Here is a 22235-nt window from a genome sequence, read left to right as displayed (position 1 = left end):
GTTCCCGGTGGAACTGCTGCGGTTCCTGGAAAGGGCCCAGCAGCCCGCGCCATCGGTGGTGCCGCCTGCGGAACCGGCGAAAGCCAAGCCCGCGCTGGACGAGCGGCCTCCGGCCCCGGAGGCCGACGCCATCTGACAGTGACTACGCGGCCAGGCGGGTGATCGCCTCTTCGATATCAGCCCTCGCGCTCGCCCGGCGGCGGTCACCCAGGTCGGCGCACCCTTGGCCGAGCGGCCGGCTCTGTCGGCACCCCTCGAGACACCGTGCAGTGATGGGCACGGGCAACAAGGACACAATCATGGATTCCGGCAGTGGCATCAGGACCAGATGGGGCCAGTTCTGACGATCACCGGGAATGTTCCCCCTCAGTGCCACAGAACGCGAGTCATCCATGTGCGCGATGAGGCCGGACCGGAGAAGTACCGCCTGTGGCGGCGCTCGCTGCACGGCACACAGGGACCGATGGACGCCACCGCGCTGGCGCTGCTGCGCACCGACCCCCGCTACGCCGCCCTCCCGCCCGAGGCCGTTCCCGCCTGATGGATGGTCTGCCGGGTGACGCCGATGCGGCGGGCAAGCTCGGAGATCGAGGTGCCTTCAGCGTCCAGGGTGGCGAAGACGGCGGACGTGCACATGCTGCTGACCGGGGCGCTGGTCGGCGTCCTGTACGCGGTGCTGCGGGTGAAGGCCCCCTACGCGGTGCTGCGGGTGAAGGCCCCCTACGCGGTGCTGCGGGTGAAGGCCCCCGCTCCCCCGCTCGTCGCGCTGTTCGGCCTGCTCGGCATGGCCGTCGGGCAGGCCGCGATGAGGCCGCTGTGACCGCCACAGGCCGGCCCCACCCATCCGGTGTGCGGCGCTCTTCGTCCGAAATGCTCTGGTTCCGCGCTCGGTTCAGCGCGGGACACGTCGGGAAGAGTTGCAGCCACTCCTGCCGCACCCAGCGCAGGAAATAACTGATCAGTACACCATGGGCCCGGCGCATCAGCCACAGTGGCGTGATGGATGCAGGACTTGCCGCCGTGCTCGGCACCATGGTCGGAGGCGCTCAGGTACCGGCAGAACGAGGTTCAGCGAGTCCGTGTCCTCCTCTACTGGATGCCACCCACCCGGTGACCGACCCGCGCTGGAGATAGCCAAGAGGTACGTCCTCCTCAGCAGGGCAACCAGTCGCGCCATCGAAGCGCTCAAGGGGCAGGACCTGGCAGGACCTGGACACCGGCCCCTGACACCGCCGTCCCCTAGTTACATCGAACTCCTGGCGGAATACGGGCTGGACCCAGAGGCGCCTGACCTCGACTTCCTTCAGTCGCAGGCTCGGGATGCGTACAAGGCCTTCCTGCGCGCGGCGGCCGACGACATCGGAGAGAACGGGCTCCTTCCAGCAGGGAGACGTACACCTGCAAGCGGCTAGCGGAGCCGATTACCCCCACCGCTCCGTGCCTGCCCCTGAGCTGAGCGCTCGCTCCGGGCGACTACGCAGCGTGAGCATGGGGCAGGCGCAATCTCGACCCTCCTTCGCGCACTGAAATTTTTCGTGCGTCAATTGTGACCCAGGTCACCGCACAAAAGATTTCAGTGCCCAGGTCACAGCGTTGTCGACTGAAATCTTTCGTGCGCTCCGACCACGCAGTTTTCGTTTCGTTCGGCGGGGATGCCTTGTCGGCGATGAGCTGCGTCTTCTGCCGGGGGCCTCTCCATGCCCTGCTGTCCCGCCGCTCCGTTTCCTCCGTCGCGTGTCGGGTACGAGATCATTGAACGGCCGTACAGCGGCATCCATACCCGGCGTCGCCGGGAAGCCAGGACGGAGGTTCGCTCGTGTTGAAGGCGATCGCAGATGTGTTTCGGGCCGTCGGTGGGGCCATTGCAACTGTCGTCACCCTGCCATTCCGGGCCATCGCTCGGCTCTTCGGTGGGGCATCGGACAGCGCCCACGGCCGCCACTGAGGGGTGTCCGGGCGGTCGCATACGTGCCTGCGCACCCGGTTGAACGCTCCTGGCACCGCCCAGAGGCGGCCCTTCCCGACTGGCTCCCGACTGTTTTTCGTGTCGTTCTGCCGTGTTGGCATACCGTCACGTCGGTGTCGGCGAACGGCCGCAGGAGCCCGACCCTTCGTGGCTCGGGGAAGCTATTGCCCGCCGAGCGCACGCCTCATGCGGCCGCCCCGCGGAATCCGGCATCGAAGTGCGTGATCGCCGGACATGCGTGATTCCACTGTGTCACCGTGATGTTGCGCTATGGAGCCACGCACACTTTGAGGAGCACGATGCCTACCCCCACCCCCGAGCAGATCACGGCCGTCGACGCTTTTCGGCGCGGGGACCATGTGGTTCTCCAGGCGGGTGCCGGAACCGGCAAGACCACGACGTTGGCCATGCTCGCCGCCAGTACCGACAAGCGGGGGCGGTACATCGCCTTCAACAAGTCCATCGCCAGTGACGCGGCCCAGAAGTTCCCCGGCAGCGTCCTGTGCAAGACCGCGCACTCGCTCGCCTTCGGCGCCGTGGGCCACAGTTACGCGTCCCGCATGGACGCCCCCCGGGTCCCCGGCTGGAAGACCGGCGCCTGCCTCGGCATCGCCGTCAACACGCGCATCCGCATCGGCGAGCGGAACGTCACCAACAAGGCGCTTTCGTACACCGTGCTGCGGACCGTCACCCGCTTCTGTCAGTCCGCGGACAGCGCCATCGAGCGGCACCACGTACCGCGTCTGCGCGGCATCGAAGCCGAGGATCTGCACGCCCAGCTCGTCGACGTCGTCCTGCCGTACGCGACCAAGGCATGGGACGACCTGCAGAATCCCCAGGAAGGGGTCGTCCGCTTCGACCATGACCACTATCTGAAGATCTGGGCGCTGACCGAACCCAGGATCAGGGCGGACTTCCTGCTGCTCGACGAGGCCCAGGACACCAACCCCGTCGTCGAGCAGATCTTCAATGCCCAGCGGCATCACACCCAGTTGGTGATGGTCGGCGACTCGGCCCAGGCGATCTACGGCTGGCGCGGAGCCCGGGATGTGATGAGCGACTTCGACGGCACGCGACTGGCTCTGTCCCAGTCCTTCCGCTTCGGCTCGGCGCTGGCGGAGGAAGCCAACCGGTGGCTCCACATCGTCGAGTCCCCGATCCGGCTGACCGGCACCCCGGCGATCAGCACGCGCCTCGAACGCGTCGAGGAACCGGATGCGATCCTGTGCCGGTCCAACGTCGGGGCGATGCTCGAAGTCATGCGTCTGCTGGCGGCGGGCCGCCGCGTCGCGCTGGTCGGCGGCGGGGAATCCCTGCGTGCGCTGGCCCGCGCCGCCCGCGACCTCAAGGCCGGCAACCGCAGCACCCACCCCGAGCTGATCCTCTTCGACTCCTGGGGCGAACTGCAGGAGTACGCCGCGTACGATCCCTCCGGCCGCGACCTTCTGCCGCTTGTCGACCTGGTCGACGAACACGGCGCCGACGTCATCCTGAACGCGGTGGACGAACTCTCCGTTGAGCAGGCCGCCGAAATCGTGGTCTCCACCGCCCACAAGGCCAAGGGCCGTGAGTGGGCGTCCGTGCGCATCGGTGAGGACTTCACCGAACCAGCGGACCGGGCGGAGACCGACGAGGCCGGCGACCCGTTGCCCGGCGACATCGACGACGCCGAAGCACGCCTCGCCTACGTCGCGGTCACCCGGGCCCGCCACCGACTCGACATCGGCGGCCTGGGCTGGATCAACCAGCACCCGCCCGGCGTTTTCACGGACGGACGGGCCGGCCGGCTGCCGGCCGGGACGGCCCTGCGGTCAGCGGTTCTCGTCGGGCTTCTTGGAACCCTCGGCCTCGGCCTCGTGCTCGGCCTGTTTGGCCTGCACCTCGGGGTCGAGCACGGCGCGGTCGGCGCTGCCGTCCACGGAGGACAGCGGGGCGCGGCCGGGCACCTCGGTGGCGACCGGGGGCTCTACGAGCCAGTCCGGGTTGGCCTGGCGGTCCCACCACTTCCAGGCCGCGTAGGCGCCGCCGGCGACCACGCTGAGCACGGTGAGGCGCTTGGCGAACGTGCCGCGGCGCGTTCGCCGGGTGCGCTTCTTGACGAGCTTGTCGATCTCCGCGGCCGTCACCCGTCCGCGCAGGGCCGCGGAGGCCGCGCTGCCGCGCTCGACCGCCTCCCCGATCACCGGTTCGGCGGCGGCGCGGGCCTCGGCCACCGCGTGCTCGACGCGCGGCACGGTGTAGTCGGCGGCCTGCCGGACGGTCTTGCGGGCGCGCTGGGCGGCGCGGCTCGCGGCGGCGTCGACCTTGGGCGGCAGTGCGCCGCGGGCGTTCTCGATGCGGGGCTGGAGATGCGCGCCGTACTGGTCGCGGGCCGTGTGGGCGGCGTGCGACACCTTCGGCGCGAGGCGCGTACGGGCTTCCTGCGCGTAGTGCGCCGCGTTTTCCTTGGCGGTACCGGCGTAGGGCGCCACCACCTCCGCAGCGTGCGTGACGCTGTCCTTGGCCGTGTCGGTCGCGGCGCGCACTCTGTCGATGCGGGTCACGGAATCCTCCTCCTCGGTGGCGTGTCCGGGGGCCCGGGGGGTTGTCCCCGAGATGGCACAGTGTCGCCTTTCCACCCGATTGAAGATCATGCCTGTTCGTGCTGCTTACAGCATGTGCGGGCGGGCATCCGGGTCATGAGCGGCGACACGGGGGCATTGCGGTGCAAGGAGAGCCGATAACGACAATGCCACGGTTCTTCGCCGCGTGCGGCGGTTCGGCCGGGACTCGTCCCCGGCGGGTACTCGCCCCGCTGGGGACCGTGCGAGGATCGTGGAACGTCAGTGAAGGACTATGGAAGGTAGAACGTGGCTGAGGAGCTTTACGCCACCCTGAAGACAAATCAGGGCGACATCGTGGTCCGGCTGCTGCCGAACCACGCACCGAAGACGGTCAAGAACTTCGTCGAGCTCGCCGAGGGCACGCGCGAGTGGACCAACCCGGCGACCGGCAAGAAGACCACCGAGAAGCTGTACGACGGCACCGTCTTCCACCGGGTGATCAGCGGTTTCATGATCCAGGGCGGCGACCCGCTGGGCAACGGCACCGGCGGCCCCGGCTATGAGTTCGGGGACGAGTTCCACCCCGACCTCGGCTTCACCAAGCCGTACCTGCTGGCCATGGCGAACGCCGGTCCCGGCACCAACGGCTCGCAGTTCTTCATCACCGTGTCGCCGACCGCGTGGCTGACCGGCAAGCACACCATCTTCGGTGAGGTCACCGAGGTGGCGAGCCAGAAGGTCGTGGACGGCATCATCGCCCTCCCGACCAACTCGCGCACCGACCGCCCGGTGAACGACGTCGTCATCGAGTCTGTCGTCGTGGAGAAGCGCGAAGGCTGATCCCGCTCGGGAACCCGGCGCCCCGCCTGCACGTAGTACCAGCAGGCGGGGCCGTGTGCGTACGGGCCCCCCGTACGCTCGGTGCACGCCGGAGGGCGAGAGCGACCCAGGGGGAGACGTATGGAAGACCAGGCGGTCCGCTGTTACCGGCATCCGGACCGGGAGACCGGCATCCGGTGCACCCGTTGCGAGCGCCCCATCTGCCCGGAGTGCATGATCAGCGCCTCGGTCGGCTTCCAGTGCCCGGAGTGCGTGCGGGAAGGGTCCGGTACGGGCCGCGCCCCGCAGGCGAACCGGCCGCGCACCCTCGCGGGCGGCTCCCTGGCCAACGACACCCGGCTGGTCACCAAGGTCCTGCTGGGGCTCAACCTGGCGGTCTTCCTCGCGGTCCTCATGCTCGGCGACCGGCTGGTGGACGACCTCGATCTGGTCGGACGGGTGCTGGACCCGGGCACGTTCCAGCTGATCGGCGTCGCCGAGGGCCAGTGGTACCGACTGCTGACCGCGGCCTTCCTGCACCAGCAGTTCATGCACATCGCGTTCAACATGCTGTCCTTGTGGTGGCTCGGCCCGCCGCTGGAGGCCGCGCTCGGCCGTGCCCGGTTCATCGCGCTGTATCTGCTGTCCGCGCTGGGCGGCAGCGCGCTGTCGTATCTGCTCGCGGCCCAGAACCAGCCCTCGCTCGGCGCGTCCGGCGCGATCTTCGGGCTGCTCGGCGCGACCGCGGTGCTGATGCGCCGGATGAACTACGACATGCGGCCGGTGATCGGGCTGCTCGCGCTCAACCTGATCTTCACCTTCACCTGGAGCGGCATCGCCTGGCAGGCGCACATAGGCGGCCTGGTGGTGGGGGCCGCGGTGGCGGTGGCGATGGTGCACGCGCCGCGCGAGCGCCGGGTGCTGGTGCAGCGGGCGACCTGCGTCCTGGTGCTGCTGGTGATCGCCGCGACGGTGTGGGTAAGGACCCTTCAACTCACCGGTTGACGGCCCTACCGGCCTCTACTGGGCCAAGTTGTCCACAGCGAGTGCCCGATCTTGTGCATCCTGTGGGCAACGGTCCCGCGCAATCGCACTGACCTGCGTTTTCCCAGCAGGGTCAAGGGGTGCGGGCGATTCGTACACCCGCCCGCCAGTCACACCAGTGTCAACCTCAGGGAAGTTATCCACAGATCTTCCGACCTTTTCCCCCGCTGTGGATAACTGTGTGGACAACTTAGGGGCAAGGCTTGACGGCAGCCCCCTCGGCAGTCGCTACTTCCACTGCGTGGAGACCACGAAGCCCGCCGCGATGAAGCCGAAGCCGACGACGATGTTCCAGTTGCCGAAGGCGTCGATGGGCATGTCGCCGCTGGTCACATAGAAGGTGACGATCCAGGCGAGCCCGATCAGGAACATCGCCAGCATCAACGGGGCGACCCAGCTGCGTCCGCTGTCCAGCTTTATGGCGGTCGTCTTGGCCGCTGGCGGGGTGAATTCGGCCTTCTTGCGGATCCGTGACTTCGGCACGAGGAACTCTCCTGTCGATGCGCTGCGTGACCGCGCGTATGTCGGGCTGTCACCGGGTGGGAGCGACGGGAGCACTTCGTCCCCCCGGGCGTCCGTTAGCGTAGTGCTTCCGCGGCGTCGTAAGGAGTAAGGGTACGTTGAGTAATTCTCCGGACTCCGCTGACCAGGCGACTTCGAGGCGTTTCCGACCGGTACGGCTGCTGACCATCGGTGTCTTCGCGCTCGCGGGACTGATCTTCTGGATCAGCTTCAACACCGCCAAGGGTACAAACATCCGCAGCGACGACTCCATGCTGCGCCTCTCCGACCTCATCGAGGACCGCAGCCACAAGAACAAGGCACTCGACCAGAGCGCCGGCGCGCTGCGCTCCGACGTCGACCGCCTCGCCCAGCGCGACGACGGCAGCACCAAGGCCGAGGACCTCAGGCTGGACTCGCTGGAGAAGGAAGCCGGCACCAGGAAGCTCCGCGGCAAGGCGCTGTCCGTCACCCTCACCGACGCCCCGCCGAACGCCGCCGCGAAGATCCCCGGCGTGCCCGAGCCGCAGCCCAACGACCTCGTCATCCACCAGCAGGACCTGCAGGCCGTGGTCAACGCGCTGTGGCAGGGCGGGGCCAAAGGGGTCCAGGTGATGGACCAGCGGCTGATCTCCACCAGCGCCGTCCGCTGCGTCGGCAACACCCTGATCCTCCAGGGCCGCGTCTACTCCCCGCCGTACAAGGTCACCGCCGTCGGCGACACCGGGAAGCTGCGCCGGGCGGTCGACCGGTCCCCCGCCATCCAGAACTACCTCCAGTACGTCAACGCCTACGGCCTCGGCTGGAAAGTCGAGCCGCGCGAGGCGGTGACTCTTCCCGGCTACTCCGGCACAGTGGATCTCCACGAGGCGCAGTCCGTGAAGTAGCAGCCGCTTGGGGAGGGCCGGGGCCGGTGACGGTGCGACTGATCGTCAGGACGTTCAGCGAGTTCTGCGTCACGGTCGGCGCCCTCATCGTGCTGTTCGTCGCCTATGTGCTGTTCTGGACCGGAGTACGGGCCGACAGCGCGATGGACGGCGAGCTCGACCGCCTCCAGGACCGCTGGTCGAGCGGCCCGGTCGCGGACGCGAAGCCGGGGGCCGAGCCCGAGCCGGGGGCGGGGGCAGGGGCGGACGGCAAGGGACAAGGCAGCAATCAGGACGAGCGGAACCCGGCGCTGGACTGGAAGCCGAGCGCGAAACCCTACCGGGACGGCGAGTCCTTCGCCGTGATGCGCATCCCCCGCTTCGGGGACAGCTGGAAGAAGCCGGTCCTGGAGGGCACCGGGACCGGAACGCTGAAGAAGGGCCTCGGCCACTACGACGCCACCGCCCGGCTCGGCGCCACCGGAAACTTCTCCGTCGCGGGCCACCGCCGGACCTACGGCGACCCCTTCAAGGACTTCCCCAAGCTGCGCCCCGGCGACGCGGTGGTGCTGACCGACGGCACGGACTGGTTCACGTACCGGATCGACAAGCGCCCGTACCGCACGCTGCCGTCCGACGTCGGCGTGCTCGATCCGGTGCCGCGCGCCTCCGGATACCGGGGTCCGGGACGCTATCTCACGCTGACGACCTGCGAACCGGAGTGGGGTCACAGCCACCGGTTGATCGCCTGGGCACACTTGGACTCCATCCAACCCGTTGAACAGGGCGAGCCGCAGGCATTGCACAGCTGACCCACCGGTCACGGGCCGCGCCCCTTAGTCTGGTTGCTGCACCGATCGGAAGGGACCGCATGTACGGCTGGATCTGGCGGCATCTGCCGGGGAACGCAGGGGTGCGAGCGGCGATCTCGCTCGTGCTCGTGCTGGCGATCGTCTTCGTGCTCTTCCAGTACGTCTTCCCGTGGGCGGAGCCGCTGCTCCCGTTCAACGATGTGACGGTCGACACCGGAGGCGCGGCGACCCGATGACCGCACGCATCCTCGTCGTCGACAACTACGACAGCTTCGTCTTCAACCTCGTCCAGTACCTCTACCAGCTCGGCGCCGAGTGCGAGGTGCGGCGCAACGACGAGGTCGAGCCTGGCCACGCCCAGGACGGCTTCGACGGCGTGCTGCTCTCGCCCGGCCCCGGCGCCCCCGAGCAGGCGGGCGTCTGCGTGGACATGGTGCGGCACTGCGCCGGCACCGGCGTCCCCGTCTTCGGCGTCTGCCTCGGCATGCAGTCCATGGCGGTCGCCTACGGCGGCGTCGTCGGCCGCGCGCCCGAGCTGCTGCACGGCAAGACCTCGCTGGTCACCCATGAGGGCGTCGGCGTCTTCAACGGGCTGCCGTCGCCGTTCACCGCGACGCGCTACCACTCGCTCGCGGTCGAGCCCGGCACGGTGCCCGACGAGTTGCGGGTCACCGCCTGGACGGACACCGGGATCGCCATGGGGCTGCGCCACCGTGACCTGCCGATCGAGGGCGTGCAGTTCCACCCCGAGTCGGTGCTCACCGAGTGGGGCCACCGGATGCTCGCCAACTGGCTCGCCGAGTGCGGCGATCCGGCCGCCGTGGAGCGTTCCGGCGGGCTCGCGCCAGTGGTCGGCAAGGCCGGCGCGTGACCGCGCTCCGCCCGGAGCCGTGGGCGGCCGACGCCGCCGACGACAGCCTCGGCGCGGAGCAGTCGGCACAGCGCGAAACGCTCGACGAGCGGGAGCGGCAGCGGCCGTACGAGGCCTTCGAGCCATCCGGGACACCTGGGGCATCCAGGACATCCAGGGTGAGCGGGACGCCTGGGACGCCTGGGACGCCTGGGGCACCGGGGCCGTACGAGCCGTACGAGTCCTTCGGGCGGTCCGGGTACGACCCTCGGCCGTACGGGACTTACGCGGACGCCGGCGCGTTCGTCGCGGCCATCGACCAGCTCGCGGACCCGCTGAACGACCCGCTGCCGGGCCGGGGCGCGGCGGCGGAGTCACAACCCGAACCCCAGCGCGAGCCCGAGCCCGAACCCCAGCCCCAACCCGAGCCCCAACCGCCGGTACGCCCGCGCGTGTCGTCCCAGCCGCTGCCGCAAGAGGTCCCCCCGGCCCCGGCCCCGGCCTCCAACCCGCCCGCGCAGCCGCCCCGCGACGACGAGACCGTGGGGCTGCGGATAGCCGGCCCGAGGCCCGCAGCGCGAGCGGACCGGCCTGGAACGAGACCGCCGGGGGCGTCGGACCCGACCGCGACCCTGATGCTGTCCGCGGTTCATCGGACGCGGCCGCCCGTCCCCGGCGGCCGGGCCGAGCGGCGGCGGGCCGCGAAGCGCGGCGGAGCGGCTGACGTGCCCCCCGCTGCGGCGGGCCGGCCCATGTCGCGGGTGGAGGCCCGGCAGGCCGCGCGGGCCCGGCAGGTGTCGCCCGGCGTCATCGCGAGCCGCTTCATCGGCGAAGCCTTCATCACGCTCGGTCTGCTGATGCTGCTCTTCGTCACGTATCAGCTGTGGTGGACGAACATCCTGGCCCATCAGCAGGCGGGCGGCGCGGCGAACAGTCTGCAGAAGCAGTGGGAGGACGGCGACGGCGGCGACCGCAAGGCGGGCGCGTTCTCGCCAGGTCAGGGCTTCGCGATCATGTACATCCCCAAGCTCGATGTGAAGGTCCCGATCGCCGAGGGGATCGACAAGCACTCGGTGCTCGACCGGGGCATGGTCGGCCACTACGCCGAGGGGAAGCTCAAGACCGCGATGCCCGCCGACAAGAAGGGCAACTTCTCGGTCGCGGGACACCGCAACACCCATGGCGAGCCGTTCCGTTACATCAACAAGCTCACGGCCGGTGACGAGATCGTCGTCGAGACGCGGCAGGCGTACTACACGTACGAGATGGCCAGCATCCTCCCGCAGACGCCGCCTTCGAACGTGGATGTCATCCGGCCCGTGCCGCCCGGCTCGGGCTTCACCGAGCCCGGCCGCTACCTCACACTGACCACCTGCACACCGGAGTTCACCAGTACGTATCGAATGATCGTCTGGGGCAAGATGGTCGACGTGCGGCCGCGCGGCAAGGGGAAGCCGGACGCACTCGTCGGCTGAGCGGCCCGGCGAGCACACCGGCACATCGAGACACCGGCACATCGAGACGTCGACACATCGATACATCGCGAAGGGGCACGACGGGTGGCAGGCACCGACCACGACCAGGACACCGAGGCGGCGCGCACGCGCCCCGGTGCGGATTCCGGCGCCGCAGGGCCGCGCGCGGGGGCACAGCGCCCGCGTCGCGCCCGCGGCCGGATCGCCTCGGCGGTCAGCCTGTTGGGCGAGCTGCTGATCACCGGCGGGCTGCTGCTCGCGCTCTTCGTCGTCTACTCGCTGTGGTGGACGAATGTGCTGGCCGACCGGGACGCGTCCAAGCAGGGCGACCGGGTGCGCGACCGCTGGGCGGGCGGGCCGGGCGCGCTGGACACCAAGGACGGCCTCGGCTTCCTGCACGTCCCGGCGATGAACAAGGGCGAGGTGCTGGTCAAGAAGGGCACCGGCGGCGAGGAGCTGAACCGGGGCCTGGCGGGCTACTACACCGAGCCGGTGAAGTCGGCGCTGCCGCAGGACGAGAAGGGGAACTTCACGCTGGCCGCGCACCGCGACGGGCACGGCGCGAAGTTCCACAACATCCACAAGATCAAGGACGGCGACGCGGTCGTCTTCGAGACCAAGGACACCTGGTACGTCTACAAGGTGTTCGCGAAGCTGTCGCAGACCTCGAAGTTCAACGTGGACGTGCTCGAACCGGTCCCGAAGGAATCGGGCAAGAAGAAGCCTGGCCGCTACATCACGCTGACGACCTGTACGCCGGTCTACACGTCGAACTACCGGTACATCGTGTGGGGCGAGTTGGAGCGTACGGAGAAGGTCGACAACGAGCGTACGCCGCCCCGTGAACTGCGCTGAGCGGTCCCGTACGCGGCCTTGAGCGGCCCGGGGCGGTTCGGTCCGCTTAGCGGCTCCCAGCGGCTCCGGCCGCCGCTGAGCGGCCGTGAGCGCGCTGCTCGGCCGGCAAGGGCGAACGCCCCCTCCGTACCGCGCGCACCACCCGACCCGCAGGCACCCCACGCGCCACCCGCACGCACCACCCCCACGCACCACCAGCCCCGCACGCACGGGAAAGCCCCGGCGCCCATCCCTCGGGTGCCGGGGCTTCCGTATGCCGCTGCTGTTACCGCGACCGCGACCGCTGACGCTAGTGGTTCCGGCCGTGCCGGCCGCCGAGGCCGCCGAAGAGGCCGCCGCTGTCGTCGCCGCCGTCACCGCCCCCGTCACCGCCCCCGTCGCCGCCGGCTCCCGCCATGGTCACCAGGGCGACGGAGTCACCCTTCTTGACCTCGGTGCCGGGGGCCGGGGTGGAGGTCACCACGGTGGCCTTGTCGTCCTGCGGGCCGGTGATGGCGCCGACCGTCAGACCGGCGTCGGTGAGCGTCTTCGTGGCGTCCTTGAGCTTCTGGTTGCTGACGTCGGGAAGGGCGAGCTTCGCGGGCGGCTTGGCGACCGTCAGGGTGACGGTCGAGCCGGGGGCCACCTCGGTGGTGCCCGTCGGGTTCTGGGCGGTGACCGTGTTCTCGGCCACGTCCGCGTTCTCCTCGTCCGTCGTCTCGACCACCAGGCCGAGGTCGGTGAGCTGCTTCTTCGCGACGTCGAGCGGCTTGTCGGTCACGTCGGGCACGGTGACCTTGGAGTTCAGCGCGACGGTCAGGATGACTTCGGAACCCTTCTTGGCGTTCGTGTTGCCCTTCGGGCTCTGCGCGAGCACCCGGCCCGCTTCCTCGTCGGACTCCTGCTGCTCGCGCTTCACGGTGAAGCCCTTGTCCGTCAGGATCTTCTCGGCCTTGTCGGCGAGCTTGTCCGTGACGTCGGGGACCTCGACCGGCCGGGCGCCCTTGGAGAGCTGGACGGTGACCTCGTCGCCCTTCTGGATCTCCGTCTTCGGCGCGGGGTTCTGCTCGCAGACCGCGCCCTTGTCCTGGCCGCAGAACACCTTGCCGCCCACGACGAGCTTGAACTCGCTGTTCTCCGCCGACTTCTGGGCCTCGTCAAGGCTCTCGCCGACCAGCGAGGGGACCTTGACGGCGTCCGAGGAGTTGCCGCCGCCGAAGAGCGACTTCCCGATGAAGATGGCGCCGACGAGCACCAGGATGCCCGCGATCACCAGCAGGATCGTGGAGGTGTTGCTCTTCTTGTTGTTGTTGCCGCGCCTGCGGTCCGGGCGGTCGTCGTAACCCTTGTCGTCGGTGATCGGCGGCATCATCGAGGTCTGCGGGTCCTGCGGGCGCAGCATCGTGGTCGGCTGGTCGTCGCCGTAGCCGCCGCCGTAGCCGACCGAGCCCATGGCCGCGGTGGCCGCGACGGGCCGGCCGTCGAGGCAGGCCTCGATGTCGGCGCGCATCTCGTCGGCCGACTGGTAGCGGTAGTCGGGGTCCTTGGTGAGCGCCTTGAGGACGATGGCGTCCATCTCGGGCGTGACGTCCGGGTCGTAGACGCTCGGCGGCTGCGGCTCCTCGCGGACGTGCTGGTACGCGACCGCGACCGGGGAGTCGCCCACGAAGGGGGGACGGACGGTCAGCAGCTCGTAGAGCAGGCATCCCGCGGAGTAGAGGTCCGAGCGCGCGTCGACCTGTTCGCCCTTGGCCTGCTCGGGCGAGAGGTACTGGGCGGTGCCGATGACGGCGGAGGTCTGGGTCATCGTCATGCCGGAGTCGCCCATGGCGCGGGCGATGCCGAAGTCCATGACCTTGACCTGGCCGGTGCGCGTCAGCATGACGTTGGCCGGTTTGATGTCGCGGTGCACGATGCCGGCGCGGTGCGAGTACTCCAGGGCCTGGAGGACGCCGATGGTCATCTCCAGCGAGCGCTCGGCCAGCAGCTTGCGGCCGGAGTGCAGCAGCTCGCGGAGGGTGGAACCGTCGACGTACTCCATGACGATGTAGGGGGTGGAGACCTCGTCGACGTAGTCCTCGCCGGTGTCGTAGACCGCGACGATCGACGGGTGGTTGAGCGAGGCGGCCGACTGGGCCTCCCGGCGGAACCGGGCCTGGAACGACGGGTCGCGGGCAAGGTCCACACGCAGCGTTTTCACCGCTACGGTGCGGCCGAGCCGGGTGTCGTGGCCGAGGTAGACCTCGGCCATGCCACCACGGCCGAGCACCGAACCCAACTCGTACCGGCCGCCCAGGCGACGCGGCTCTTCCATAGCTTCTCCAGCCCTCTCCGTCATTCCCGACCGCACCGGTGTGGGGTCCGGCGGTGTGCTGTCCGGGCATACCGTACCGGGCCCGTACCACCGGACTCCGACACGACCGGCTCCTGATATCCGACCGGTATCGCTATGTGCGCCGACCGGGCCGGGGAGTGAGCGGCGTCACTTCTTGCCGTCCAGCACCGCTTTCATCACGTTCGTGGCGATCGGTGCGGCGAGGCCGCCGCCGGAGATGTCGCCGCGGTTCGCGGAGCCGTCCTCGACGACCACGGCGACCGCGACGGGGGTGCCCTTGTCGGTCTTGGCGTACGAGATGAACCAGGCGTACGGCTTCTCGCTGTTGTCGACGCCGTGCTGGGCGGTGCCGGTCTTGCCGCCGACGGTGACGCCCGGGATCTTGGCCCGGGTGCCGGTGCCCTTGTCGACGACCGTCTCCATCATGTCCTGGAGCTTCTGGGCGTTCTCCGGGGAGAGCGGCTCGCTCATCTTCTTGGGCTCGGTCTGCTCGACCACGTCGAGGTTGGGGGCGCGCAGCTGGTCCACCATGTACGGCTGCATCAGCTTGCCGTCGTTGGCGATGGCGGAGGTGACCATGGCCATCTGGAGCGGGGTGGTGGCGGTGTTGAACTGGCCGATGGAGGACAGCGCGTTCGAGGGCCGGTCCATGTCCTTGGAGTAGACGCTCGCGGTGGCGCGGACCGGGATGAACTGCTCCTTGTTGAAGCCGAACTTCTCGGCCTGCTCGCGCATCTTGTCCTTGCCGAGGTCGTCACCCATTTTGCCGAAGACGGTGTTGCAGGAGTACTGCAAGGCGATCCGGGGGGTGGCGTTCTCGCAGGGGATGTTCCCCTCATTCTCCAGGTTCTTGGTGCTCAGCGGCAGCCGCCAGGGCAGCGGCGTCTTCGTCGGCGAGTCGACGTCGTCGATGAGGCCGTTCTCCAGAGCCGCGGCGGCGGTGACGACCTTGAAGGTCGAGCCGGGCGGGTAGGTCTGGCGCAGCGCCCGGTTGAGCATCGGATCGTCCGGGCTGTTCTTCTTCTCCAGGCCGACCCAGGCCTTGGTGTCCTTCTCGCCGTTGCCGGCGAAGGAGGACGGGTCGTACGAGGGGGTGCTGGCGAGGGCGAGGATCGCGCCGGTCTCCGGGTTGATCGCGGCGACCGCGCCCTTCTTGTCCCCGAGCCCCTTGAAGGCCGCCTTCTGGGCGTCGCCGTTGAGGGTCGTGACGACGTCGCCGCCGCCGCGCTTCTCCTTGCCGGTGAGCATGTCGATGGTGCGGTTGAAGAACAGCCGGTCGTCGTTGCCGGTCAGTATTCCGTCGTAGATGTTTTCGAGCTGGGTGGCGCCGAAGGCCTGCGAGGCCTGGCCGGTGACCGGCGCCCACATCGGGCCGTTCTTGTAGGTGCGCTTGTACTTGAAGTCGGCGCCGTCGGTCTGCGCGTGGCCGGTGACGGAGTCGCCGTCGACGATGATGTTGCCGCGCGGCTCGCTGTACTGGGCGATGGCGACGCGGCGGTTGTGCTTGTCGCTGCTGAGGGTGTCGGCCTGGACGAACTGGACCCAGTTGACCCGGATCAGCAGGGCGAGGATGAGCAGGCCGCAGAATATGGCGACTCGGCGCAGAGGCTTGTTCACGGTCGGACCACCTGGGTCATCTCGGCGTCGGTGGAAGGTGCTGGGGTCGGGGCGGGCCTGCGCGCGGTATCGCTGATTCTCAACAGGATGGCCACGAGTGCCCAGTTGGCGATCACGGAAGATCCACCCTGTGCGAGGAACGGCATGGTCATTCCGGTCAGTGGGATGAGTCCGGTGACGCCACCGGCGACCACGAAGACCTGGATGCCGAAGGCGGAGGACAGGCCGATCGCGAGCAGCTTGCCGAATGGGTCACGGGCGGCGAGGGCGGTGCGAATGCCGCGCTCCACCAGCAGGCCGTACAACAGCACGATGGCCATGAGTCCGGCGAGGCCCAGCTCCTCACCGACAGTGGCGAGGATGTAGTCGCTCTTGGGAGCGATGCCGCCGATGAGGCGGGAGTAGCCCTGGCCCAGGCCGGTGCCGAAGATTCCGCCGGAGCCGAAGGCGTACATGGCCTGTGCGGTCTCGGTAACGCCGCCGTTCTGGAGGGCGAGAGGATTGAGCCAGTTGTCGACACGGGTCTGTACGTGGCTCGCGAAGGACGCGACGCCGACGGCGCCCGCAGCGCTGAGGGTGAGGCCGAAAACCACCCAACTGGTGCGCTCGGTGGCGACGTACAGCATGATCACGAAGAGGCCGAAGAAGAGCAGTGAGGTGCCCAGGTCGGTCTCGAAGATCAGGATCATCAGGCTGAGTGCCCAAATGGCGATGATCGGTCCGAGGTCGCGACCGCGTGGCAGGTACATACCCATGAAGCGGCGGCTGGCCAGGGCGAGGGCGTCGCGTTTGACCATCAGGTAGCCGGCGAAGAAAATCGCAATGATGATCTTCGCGAATTCGCCGGGCTGCAGTGATCCGACGCCGGGAATAGTGATCCAGATCTTCGCACCGTTCACGCCGGGGAAGAACATCGGAAGGATCAGCAGGACCAGTGCCACGACCATCGAGATGTACGTGTAGCGCTGCAGTGCGCGGTGGTCTTTGAGGATCAGCAGGACACCCAGGAAGAGCGCCACGCCGATCGTTGACCACATCAGTTGGTTCGGTGCCATCGCACCGCCGAGTTGCGCGGTGGAGATGGTCGGTTCCTGGTCGAGCCGCCAGATCAGCACCAGGCCGAGGCCGTTGAGCAGCGTCGCGATGGGCAGCATCAACGGGTCGGCGTACGGGGCGAAGCGGCGGACCACGAGGTGCGCGACGCCCGCGAGCAGGCCGACGCCGATGCCGTAACCGAGCATCCCGGTCGGCACCTCGTCGTTGAGCGCGAGGCCCACGTTGAGGTAGGCGAAGACCGGGATGATCACCGCGAAGACGAGCAGCACCAGCTCGGTGTTGCGGCGGCTGGGTGCTCCCATCGCGCCGATCGTCGTGGTGTTGGTGGTACTGCTGCTCATGGTGGGACGGCCCCCTACGGCTTGGTGCTGCTGCACTGTTGCTCCAGCTTCTGTTCCTGCTCGGAGAGGCTGGGCGCGGGGCTGGGCGACGAGGACGGCGTGGCCGAGTCGGAGGGATCCGCGGATGGGGCGGCGCGGCTCAGCGTCCGGTCGCCCGTGGTGCCGCCGGCCTGCCCCTCACCGTCGGCGGGCGGCTTCTGCTGCTCGTCCTTCTGCTTGTCCCGCTTCTCCTTGGCCTCGGCTTCGGCGGCCTTGGCGGCCTCACGGTCGGCGCGGTTCTTGCAGGCGCCGGCCTGCTTGCCGAGCTCGCCGGCCTTGTCCCGGGCCTGGCCGAGGCTGCCGACCGCGATGGTGTCCTCGACCTGGTTGCGCTGGTAGACCGGGAGGTACTTGAGTTCGATCTCGGGGTGGTCCACCGAGACCTTGTTGAGCTTGACCCACGCCAGGTCCTGGCTGATGCCCTGGTAGACGGCGACGTGGTCGTCCTTGGCGCCGACGTAGTACTGGGTCTGGGTCCATTGGTACGCCCCGTACACGCCGCCGCCGAGGACGGCGAGCGCCAGCGCGAGGAGCAGCGACCGCTTGATCCACTTGCCCCGGCCGCCGGGCTTGGTGAAGTCGTCGTCGGAGTACGCCCCGAAGGCGCCCGGCGGTGGTCCGCCGACGCCGGGGTCGCCGCTGCCGGGCGGGCCGAAGCCGCCGCCCGGTGCGCCGGGCTGCTGTGAGGGGACCGAGCGGCCCAGCTCGGCGGCGCGGCCGGCCGGGGTGTGCATCGCGCCGCCGTCGCCCTGCTGCTGATGCTGGTTCTCGGCGACGGCGCCCACGATGACCGGGGTGTCGTTGAGCTGCCCGGCCAGCGTGTCGCCGTCGTCGACGTCCAGGACGTCGGCGACGATGCAGGTGATGTTGTCGGGTCCGCCGCCGCGCAGTGCGAGCTGGATCAGCTCCTGCACGGTCTCGTGCGGGCCCTGGTAGCTGGCCAGCGTCTCTTCGAGGGTCTGGTGGCTGACGACGCCGGACAGGCCGTCGGAGCAGATGAGATAGCGGTCGCCGCCCCTGACCTCTCTGATCGAGAGGTCAGGCTCGACGTGGTCGCCACTGCCCAGCGCGCGCATCAGCAGGGATCGCTGCGGGTGGGTGGTCGCCTCTTCCTCGGTGATCCGGCCCTCGTCCACCAGCCGCTGCACCCAGGTGTGGTCCTGGGTGATCTGGCTGAGGACGCCGTCCCGCAGCAGATACGCGCGGGAGTCGCCGACGTGCACGAGGCCGAGCCGCTGGCCCGTCCACAGCAGGGCGGTGAGCGTGGTGCCCATGCCTTCGAGCTGTGGGTCGTCCTCGACCATCACGCGCAATTGGTCGTTCGCGCGCTGCACGGCGGTGCCGAGCGAGGTGAGGATGTCGGAACCTGGGACATCGTCGTCGAGCTGGACGAGGGTGGAGATCACCTCCGAGCTGGCGACCTCGCCGGCCGCTTGACCGCCCATGCCATCGGCGATGGCGAGCAGCCGGGGACCGGCGTAGCCGGAGTCCTCGTTGCCCTCTCGGATCATGCCCTTGTGCGATCCGGCCGCGAAGCGCAGGGACAGACTCATGCGCACCTCGCCCGTCGGCTCGGGGTACATCCGCACGGTGCCCACCCTCCGGTCGGGAGCGCGCTACGGTCCGTCGACAGCACCGTGGCGGCTCGCTCGCTCCGCTCGCTCATTGTCGTACTACTTCCGCAGCTCGATGACGGTCTTGCCGATGCGGATCGGCGCGCCCAGCGGAATGGGTGTCGGGGTGGTGAGTCGGGTCCGGTCGAGATACGTGCCGTTGGTGGACCCGAGATCCTCGACGATCCACTGGCCGTCACGGTCCGGATAGATCCTGGCATGCCTGCTGGAGGCGTAGTCGTCGTCCAGCACGATCGTGGAGTCGTGCGCCCGGCCCAGGCTGATGGTCTGGCCCTGGAGCGCGACCGTCGTTCCGGTCAGCGATCCCTCCGAGACCACCAGTTTGCTGGGCGCGCCGCGGCGTTGCCGGTTGGCGGCACGGCCGCTCGGCTGCTGCGGCGCGGCCTGCTGGCGCTGGGCCGGCGGCCGGTTCTGCTCGGAACCACGGCGTGACGCGCGCTGCGTCACCCGGGTCCCGAACAGATCACTGCGAATGACCTGTACGGCCACGATGACGAACAGCCACAGTACGGCTAGAAAACCCAGCCGCATGACCGTCAGGGTCAGCTCTGACATTGCCCCCGCTTCACCCTTCGGCTTGCCGATAAACGATGGTGGTGTTGCCCACGACGATCCGCGAGCCGTCGCGGAGCGTAGCGCGGGTGGTGTGCTGTCCGTCTACCACGATGCCGTTCGTCGAACCGAGATCCTGGACCGTCGAGGGTGTTCCGACGCGGATCTCACAGTGCCGGCGCGAGACGCCGGGGTCGTCGATCCGGATATCGGCCTCGGTGCTGCGGCCCATCACCAGGGTAGGCCGGGAGATCTGGTGGCGGTTGCCGTTGATCTCGACCCAGCGCCTGGTCTGGCCGCCCGGCATCGGGCCCGGGCCGGCCGCGGCGCCCGCTCCCGGCAGTCTGCCGACCGGAGCGGCGCCCTGGTCGGCCCTGGCCGCGCCGGGCGGTGGCGCGGCGGGCATCGGCGGTGGCGCGGCGGCCTGAGCCGCCTGGCCGGGGCCGTAGCCGCCGCGCGGGGCCGCCGCGGGGCGGCCGCCCGGTGCCGGGCCCTGTGCGGCTCCCTGCGGGCTCTGGGTCTCGCTGGAGGCGAGGGTGCGGCTTCGTACGCGGTAGAGGCCGGTGTCGAGATCGTCGGCGTTCTCCAGGTGCACCTTGATGGAGCCCATGAAGGTGTAGCGCTGCTGTTTCGCGTAGTCGCGCACCATGCCGGACAGCTCGTCGCCGAGCTGGCCGGAGTACGGGCTGAGGCGTTCGAAGTCCGAGCCGCTCAGCTCGACGATGAAGTCGTTGGGGACAACGGTTCGCTCACGGTTCCAGATGGTGGCGTTGTTGTCGCACTCGCGCTGTAGCGCGCCCGCGATTTCCACGGGCTGGACTTCGGACTTGAACACCTTCGCGAAGGTGCCGTTCACGAGACCCTCGAGACGCTGCTCGAAGCGCTTCAGTACTCCCACGGGGCACCTCCTTCCTGGGCGTCGTCGTCGTTGCCGCCGGGTTCGTTGCCGTCGGGTTCGTCGTTGTCGGCGTCGCCGACGTGGGTCTGCTTACTGATCGTATCCACGCGTCGGGAAATCGGCTGGTTCCCCTTCTGCGACCGGAGTGATGAGTGTCGCTCTCCGGGCGATCGTAGATGCGGCCCCCAAACAGTGTCCCGGACTGTGTCACGGACAGTCTCCCGCAACTGTGGAGCTCGCCGACCGGACGGGGCACCGGAAACGCGTGTGAAGCCACCCTGGACAGCGTGCTAATCTTCTCGATGTCGCCAGGCACTCCCGCACAACTCGGACAGATCAATCCGGGGGACGCGAGAGAGTCGAAACAACACTCAAGCGCGAGTGGCGGAACGGCAGACGCGCTGGCTTCAGGTGCCAGTGTCCTTCGGGACGTGGGGGTTCAAATCCCCCCTCGCGCACAGAATTGGCAGAATCGGGACGCCGAAGAACAGTGTTCCGACGCACTGACGAAACGGGCTTCATCGTAGTCACGATGGGGCCCGTTTCGCTGTGTTCGGGCGGCCGGGTGTTCGGGCGGCCGGGGATGAGGTTCGCCACACGGGGTGTCGGGGCAGCACGGTGTCGCGGCAGTACGACGGTCGCGGCAGCGCGGCATCGCGGAGAAGGCGGCTCCCTCGACCGGTTCCGGTCTGCGGACGTCACGCGTGACCGCCCACGCTGACGGTGCCGATGGTCAGCTCCGGCTTGCCCTCAAGGATCTCCCCGACGCGCTCCACCTGGTCGTGCAACTCGCGCTGCCGCGCCGCGGTGAGCGGGACGGACGGTTCCACCGTGATGTGCAGCTTCCGGCCGGAGCGTCGCTGGTGCCAGACGCCGGCGACCGTCCCCGCGACGAGCAGTACGGGGAAGTTGCCGGCCTGGCCGCCGGCCAGCGCGCGTTCGCCGGCCGCGCCGGGGTAGAGCAGTTCGCGCGGCTGTCCGGCGACGGCGTACGCGTCGAAGTAGGAGAGCAGCCGCACGCCGGTCTCCGGCGCGGCGGGATCGGCGGGGTCCGCGGTGTCCCCCGCCAGTTGCCGGGCGGCCGCGCCCTCGACCCGGACATGCTCAAGAGCGTCGCCGAGCGAGTCGAACAGCTCGACGGCCCAGCGCTCCGGGACGGCCAGCCACCGTGCGAAGTTCTGCGGTGTGGCCGGACCGTACGCGTACAGATAGCGCTTGACGAGGCCGGCGAGGGCGGCCCGGCCGTCGGCGGGCTCGAAGCCGGGCAGCCACCGTTGGGGGCTGGTGTAGGTGACCTTGCGGCCCCGGTTCGGGCCGAAGCACAGCGCTCCCCGGTTCGCCGCCGTGCCCAGGGCCTGACGCCAGCGGGGCCACATGCCCTGGAACGCGGGCATCACCAGCTCACCGGCCCATGGGCCGGTGGCGGCGACGACCGCCTCGGTCAGCTCGTCCATGGTCAGCTCGGCGTCGGCGAGGGCGGCCGCGACGGCCTCCACGACCGCCTCGGACTGCTCCGGCGTCATCCGTACATGCTTCGCGTGACTGATCCGGGACGGTGGCAGGGCGGACAGCGCCCCGGTCCACATCGGGAGATCCCGGGTGGGCAGCAGATGCACGGTTCCGCGCGGCCCGAACGTCTTGACCAGAGAGCGCTCGTCCCACAGGGCTTCGCGGACATCGGTGCGGGTGGCCCCGTCGATCCGCAGTCCCACGGACAGCTCGGCGGCCGACAGCACCTGGGCGTGCGCGCCGCACATCGCGCCGACCACATCCGCCGGGCGCGCCCCCTTGGACGGCGCCGACAGCGCGTTCCGGGCCAGCCTGCGAGCGCTTACCTCGGCCCAGGTCAGATCTGGCCCCGGGTCTGCTCCCGGGTCTGCTCCCCGGTCTGGTCCCTGTGCGGTCCGGTGGGTCATCGCAGAGCACTCCTCGCTGGGGGTCGACACAGGCCATCCAGTGTCACCCGGCGGGGTGGAGGCAGGCTTGAGTCCGGAGGCCGCGGAGGCTGCGGAGGCCCGGGGGCCGCGGAGGCCCAGGAGCCCCGGGGGCCGCG

General features: G+C 69.4%; 20 protein-coding genes, 1 tRNA gene and 1 pseudogene. 13 read left to right on the top strand and 9 right to left on the bottom strand.

Annotated features, from left to right (window positions below; genetic code table 11):
- Nucleotides 1-394: 394 nt before the first annotated feature.
- The 4 genes and pseudogenes from QMK28_RS14155 to QMK28_RS14135 all read left to right on the top strand — a co-directional run.
- Nucleotides 395-541 (top strand): hypothetical protein, encoded by a 147-nt coding sequence (locus QMK28_RS14155; RefSeq protein WP_326437697.1) that lies wholly within the window; start codon nucleotides 395-397, stop codon nucleotides 539-541.
- 51 nt (nucleotides 542-592) lie between these two features.
- Nucleotides 593-820 carry a DUF1427 family protein gene (locus tag QMK28_RS14145; protein ID WP_326437695.1) on the top strand — a complete coding sequence of 76 codons (228 nt, stop codon included), beginning with the start codon at nucleotides 593-595 and terminating at the stop codon, nucleotides 818-820.
- Between the two features lie 996 nt (nucleotides 821-1816).
- On the top strand, nucleotides 1817-1945 hold the full coding sequence (locus QMK28_RS14140) for an LPFR motif small protein (protein WP_326437694.1): 129 nt from the start codon (nucleotides 1817-1819) through the stop codon (nucleotides 1943-1945).
- A 320-nt stretch (nucleotides 1946-2265) separates the two neighbouring features.
- Nucleotides 2266-3726, top strand: a pseudogene (locus QMK28_RS14135) (UvrD-helicase domain-containing protein); the annotation flags it as partial.
- Nucleotides 3727-3777: 51 nt separating this feature from the next.
- Here the strand turns inward: QMK28_RS14135 and QMK28_RS14130 are convergent.
- Nucleotides 3778-4509, bottom strand: a complete 732-nt coding sequence (locus tag QMK28_RS14130; RefSeq protein WP_326437713.1) for a DUF5324 family protein — start codon at nucleotides 4507-4509, stop codon at nucleotides 3778-3780.
- A gap of 306 nt (nucleotides 4510-4815) precedes the next feature.
- Here QMK28_RS14130 and QMK28_RS14125 point away from each other — a divergent pair, with 306 nt between their 5' ends.
- The gene (locus QMK28_RS14125; RefSeq protein ID WP_326437692.1) at nucleotides 4816-5349 is read left to right on the top strand and encodes a peptidylprolyl isomerase; all 534 of its coding nucleotides are present in this window, start codon (nucleotides 4816-4818) and stop codon (nucleotides 5347-5349) included.
- A gap of 120 nt (nucleotides 5350-5469) precedes the next feature.
- Entirely contained in the window at nucleotides 5470-6333 is an 864-nt protein-coding gene (locus QMK28_RS14120; protein ID WP_326437690.1) for a rhomboid family intramembrane serine protease, read from the top strand.
- A 267-nt stretch (nucleotides 6334-6600) separates the two neighbouring features.
- On the opposite strand, the gene crgA is transcribed toward QMK28_RS14120, so the two are convergent.
- Nucleotides 6601-6855 carry a cell division protein CrgA gene (gene crgA / locus QMK28_RS14115; protein WP_326437688.1) on the bottom strand — a complete coding sequence of 85 codons (255 nt, stop codon included), beginning with the start codon at nucleotides 6853-6855 and terminating at the stop codon, nucleotides 6601-6603.
- 137 nt (nucleotides 6856-6992) lie between these two features.
- Between crgA and QMK28_RS14110 the strand changes: the two genes are divergently transcribed.
- The 6 genes from QMK28_RS14110 (at nucleotide 6993) to QMK28_RS14085 (ending at nucleotide 11731) form a co-directional block, all read left to right on the top strand.
- Entirely contained in the window at nucleotides 6993-7760 is a 768-nt protein-coding gene (locus QMK28_RS14110) for a DUF881 domain-containing protein (RefSeq protein WP_326437686.1), read from the top strand.
- 26 nt (nucleotides 7761-7786) lie between these two features.
- Nucleotides 7787-8551 carry a class E sortase gene (locus QMK28_RS14105; protein WP_326437684.1) on the top strand — a complete coding sequence of 255 codons (765 nt, stop codon included), beginning with the start codon at nucleotides 7787-7789 and terminating at the stop codon, nucleotides 8549-8551.
- A gap of 59 nt (nucleotides 8552-8610) precedes the next feature.
- Entirely contained in the window at nucleotides 8611-8787 is a 177-nt protein-coding gene (locus QMK28_RS14100) for a hypothetical protein (RefSeq protein ID WP_326437682.1), read from the top strand.
- Complete coding sequence (locus QMK28_RS14095; RefSeq protein ID WP_326437680.1) at nucleotides 8784-9422, top strand: aminodeoxychorismate/anthranilate synthase component II; 639 nt, start codon at nucleotides 8784-8786, stop codon at nucleotides 9420-9422. Before QMK28_RS14100 ends, QMK28_RS14095 begins: the two co-directional genes overlap by 4 nt.
- Nucleotides 9423-9715: 293 nt before the next feature.
- Nucleotides 9716-10876, top strand: coding sequence for a class E sortase (locus QMK28_RS14090; protein ID WP_326437711.1), 1161 nt, complete (start codon nucleotides 9716-9718; stop codon nucleotides 10874-10876).
- A gap of 84 nt (nucleotides 10877-10960) precedes the next feature.
- A complete protein-coding gene (locus tag QMK28_RS14085; protein WP_443050722.1) occupies nucleotides 10961-11731 on the top strand; it encodes a class E sortase in 771 nt (256 codons plus the stop codon).
- Between the two features lie 289 nt (nucleotides 11732-12020).
- Here the strand turns inward: QMK28_RS14085 and pknB are convergent, their stop codons facing one another.
- The 6 genes from pknB to QMK28_RS14055 form a co-directional block, all read right to left on the bottom strand.
- Nucleotides 12021-14024: a Stk1 family PASTA domain-containing Ser/Thr kinase gene (gene pknB, locus QMK28_RS14080; protein ID WP_326437678.1), complete on the bottom strand. Its 2004-nt coding sequence runs from the start codon at nucleotides 14022-14024 to the stop codon at nucleotides 12021-12023.
- A 168-nt stretch (nucleotides 14025-14192) separates the two neighbouring features.
- Complete coding sequence (locus tag QMK28_RS14075; protein ID WP_326437676.1) at nucleotides 14193-15662, bottom strand: peptidoglycan D,D-transpeptidase FtsI family protein; 1470 nt, start codon at nucleotides 15660-15662, stop codon at nucleotides 14193-14195.
- On the bottom strand, nucleotides 15659-17059 hold the full coding sequence (locus tag QMK28_RS14070) for an FtsW/RodA/SpoVE family cell cycle protein (protein ID WP_326437675.1): 1401 nt from the start codon (nucleotides 17057-17059) through the stop codon (nucleotides 15659-15661). The genes QMK28_RS14075 and QMK28_RS14070 overlap by 4 nt, the downstream gene beginning before the upstream one ends.
- 14 nt (nucleotides 17060-17073) lie before the next feature.
- Entirely contained in the window at nucleotides 17074-18651 is a 1578-nt protein-coding gene (locus tag QMK28_RS14065; RefSeq protein ID WP_326437708.1) for a PP2C family protein-serine/threonine phosphatase, read from the bottom strand.
- A 120-nt stretch (nucleotides 18652-18771) separates the two neighbouring features.
- Nucleotides 18772-19287, bottom strand: a complete 516-nt coding sequence (locus QMK28_RS14060; protein WP_326437673.1) for an FHA domain-containing protein FhaB/FipA — start codon at nucleotides 19285-19287, stop codon at nucleotides 18772-18774.
- A 10-nt stretch (nucleotides 19288-19297) separates the two neighbouring features.
- Nucleotides 19298-20182, bottom strand: a complete 885-nt coding sequence (locus QMK28_RS14055) for a DUF3662 and FHA domain-containing protein (protein WP_326437671.1) — start codon at nucleotides 20180-20182, stop codon at nucleotides 19298-19300.
- Between the two features lie 375 nt (nucleotides 20183-20557).
- Here QMK28_RS14055 and QMK28_RS14050 point away from each other — a divergent pair.
- Nucleotides 20558-20640 (top strand) — tRNA-Leu (locus tag QMK28_RS14050).
- A 240-nt stretch (nucleotides 20641-20880) separates the two neighbouring features.
- Here QMK28_RS14050 and QMK28_RS14045 read toward each other — a convergent pair.
- Nucleotides 20881-22098, bottom strand: a complete 1218-nt coding sequence (locus tag QMK28_RS14045) for a winged helix DNA-binding domain-containing protein (protein WP_326437669.1) — start codon at nucleotides 22096-22098, stop codon at nucleotides 20881-20883.
- Nucleotides 22099-22235: the final 137 nt, after the last annotated feature.

Source organism: Streptomyces sp. H27-D2 (assembly GCF_035828615.1).
Taxonomy (GTDB): domain Bacteria; phylum Actinomycetota; class Actinomycetes; order Streptomycetales; family Streptomycetaceae; genus Streptomyces.
This window is presented reverse-complemented; position numbering and strand designations above follow the sequence as displayed.

Bases quoted from the DNA above. Each gene is read 5' to 3' on its own strand.
- QMK28_RS14045 (WP_326437669.1), bottom strand. From the start codon at position 22,098: ATGACCCACCGGACCGCACAGGGACCAGACCGGGGAGCAGACCCGGGA.
- QMK28_RS14120 (WP_326437690.1), top strand. From the start codon at position 5,470: ATGGAAGACCAGGCGGTCCGCTGTTACCGGCATCCGGACCGGGAGACC.
- QMK28_RS14070 (WP_326437675.1), bottom strand. From the start codon at position 17,059: ATGAGCAGCAGTACCACCAACACCACGACGATCGGCGCGATGGGAGCA.
- QMK28_RS14060 (WP_326437673.1), bottom strand. From the start codon at position 19,287: ATGTCAGAGCTGACCCTGACGGTCATGCGGCTGGGTTTTCTAGCCGTA.
- pknB (WP_326437678.1), bottom strand. From the start codon at position 14,024: ATGGAAGAGCCGCGTCGCCTGGGCGGCCGGTACGAGTTGGGTTCGGTG.
- QMK28_RS14065 (WP_326437708.1), bottom strand. From the start codon at position 18,651: ATGAGTCTGTCCCTGCGCTTCGCGGCCGGATCGCACAAGGGCATGATC.
- QMK28_RS14095 (WP_326437680.1), top strand. From the start codon at position 8,784: ATGACCGCACGCATCCTCGTCGTCGACAACTACGACAGCTTCGTCTTC.
- QMK28_RS14100 (WP_326437682.1), top strand. From the start codon at position 8,611: ATGTACGGCTGGATCTGGCGGCATCTGCCGGGGAACGCAGGGGTGCGA.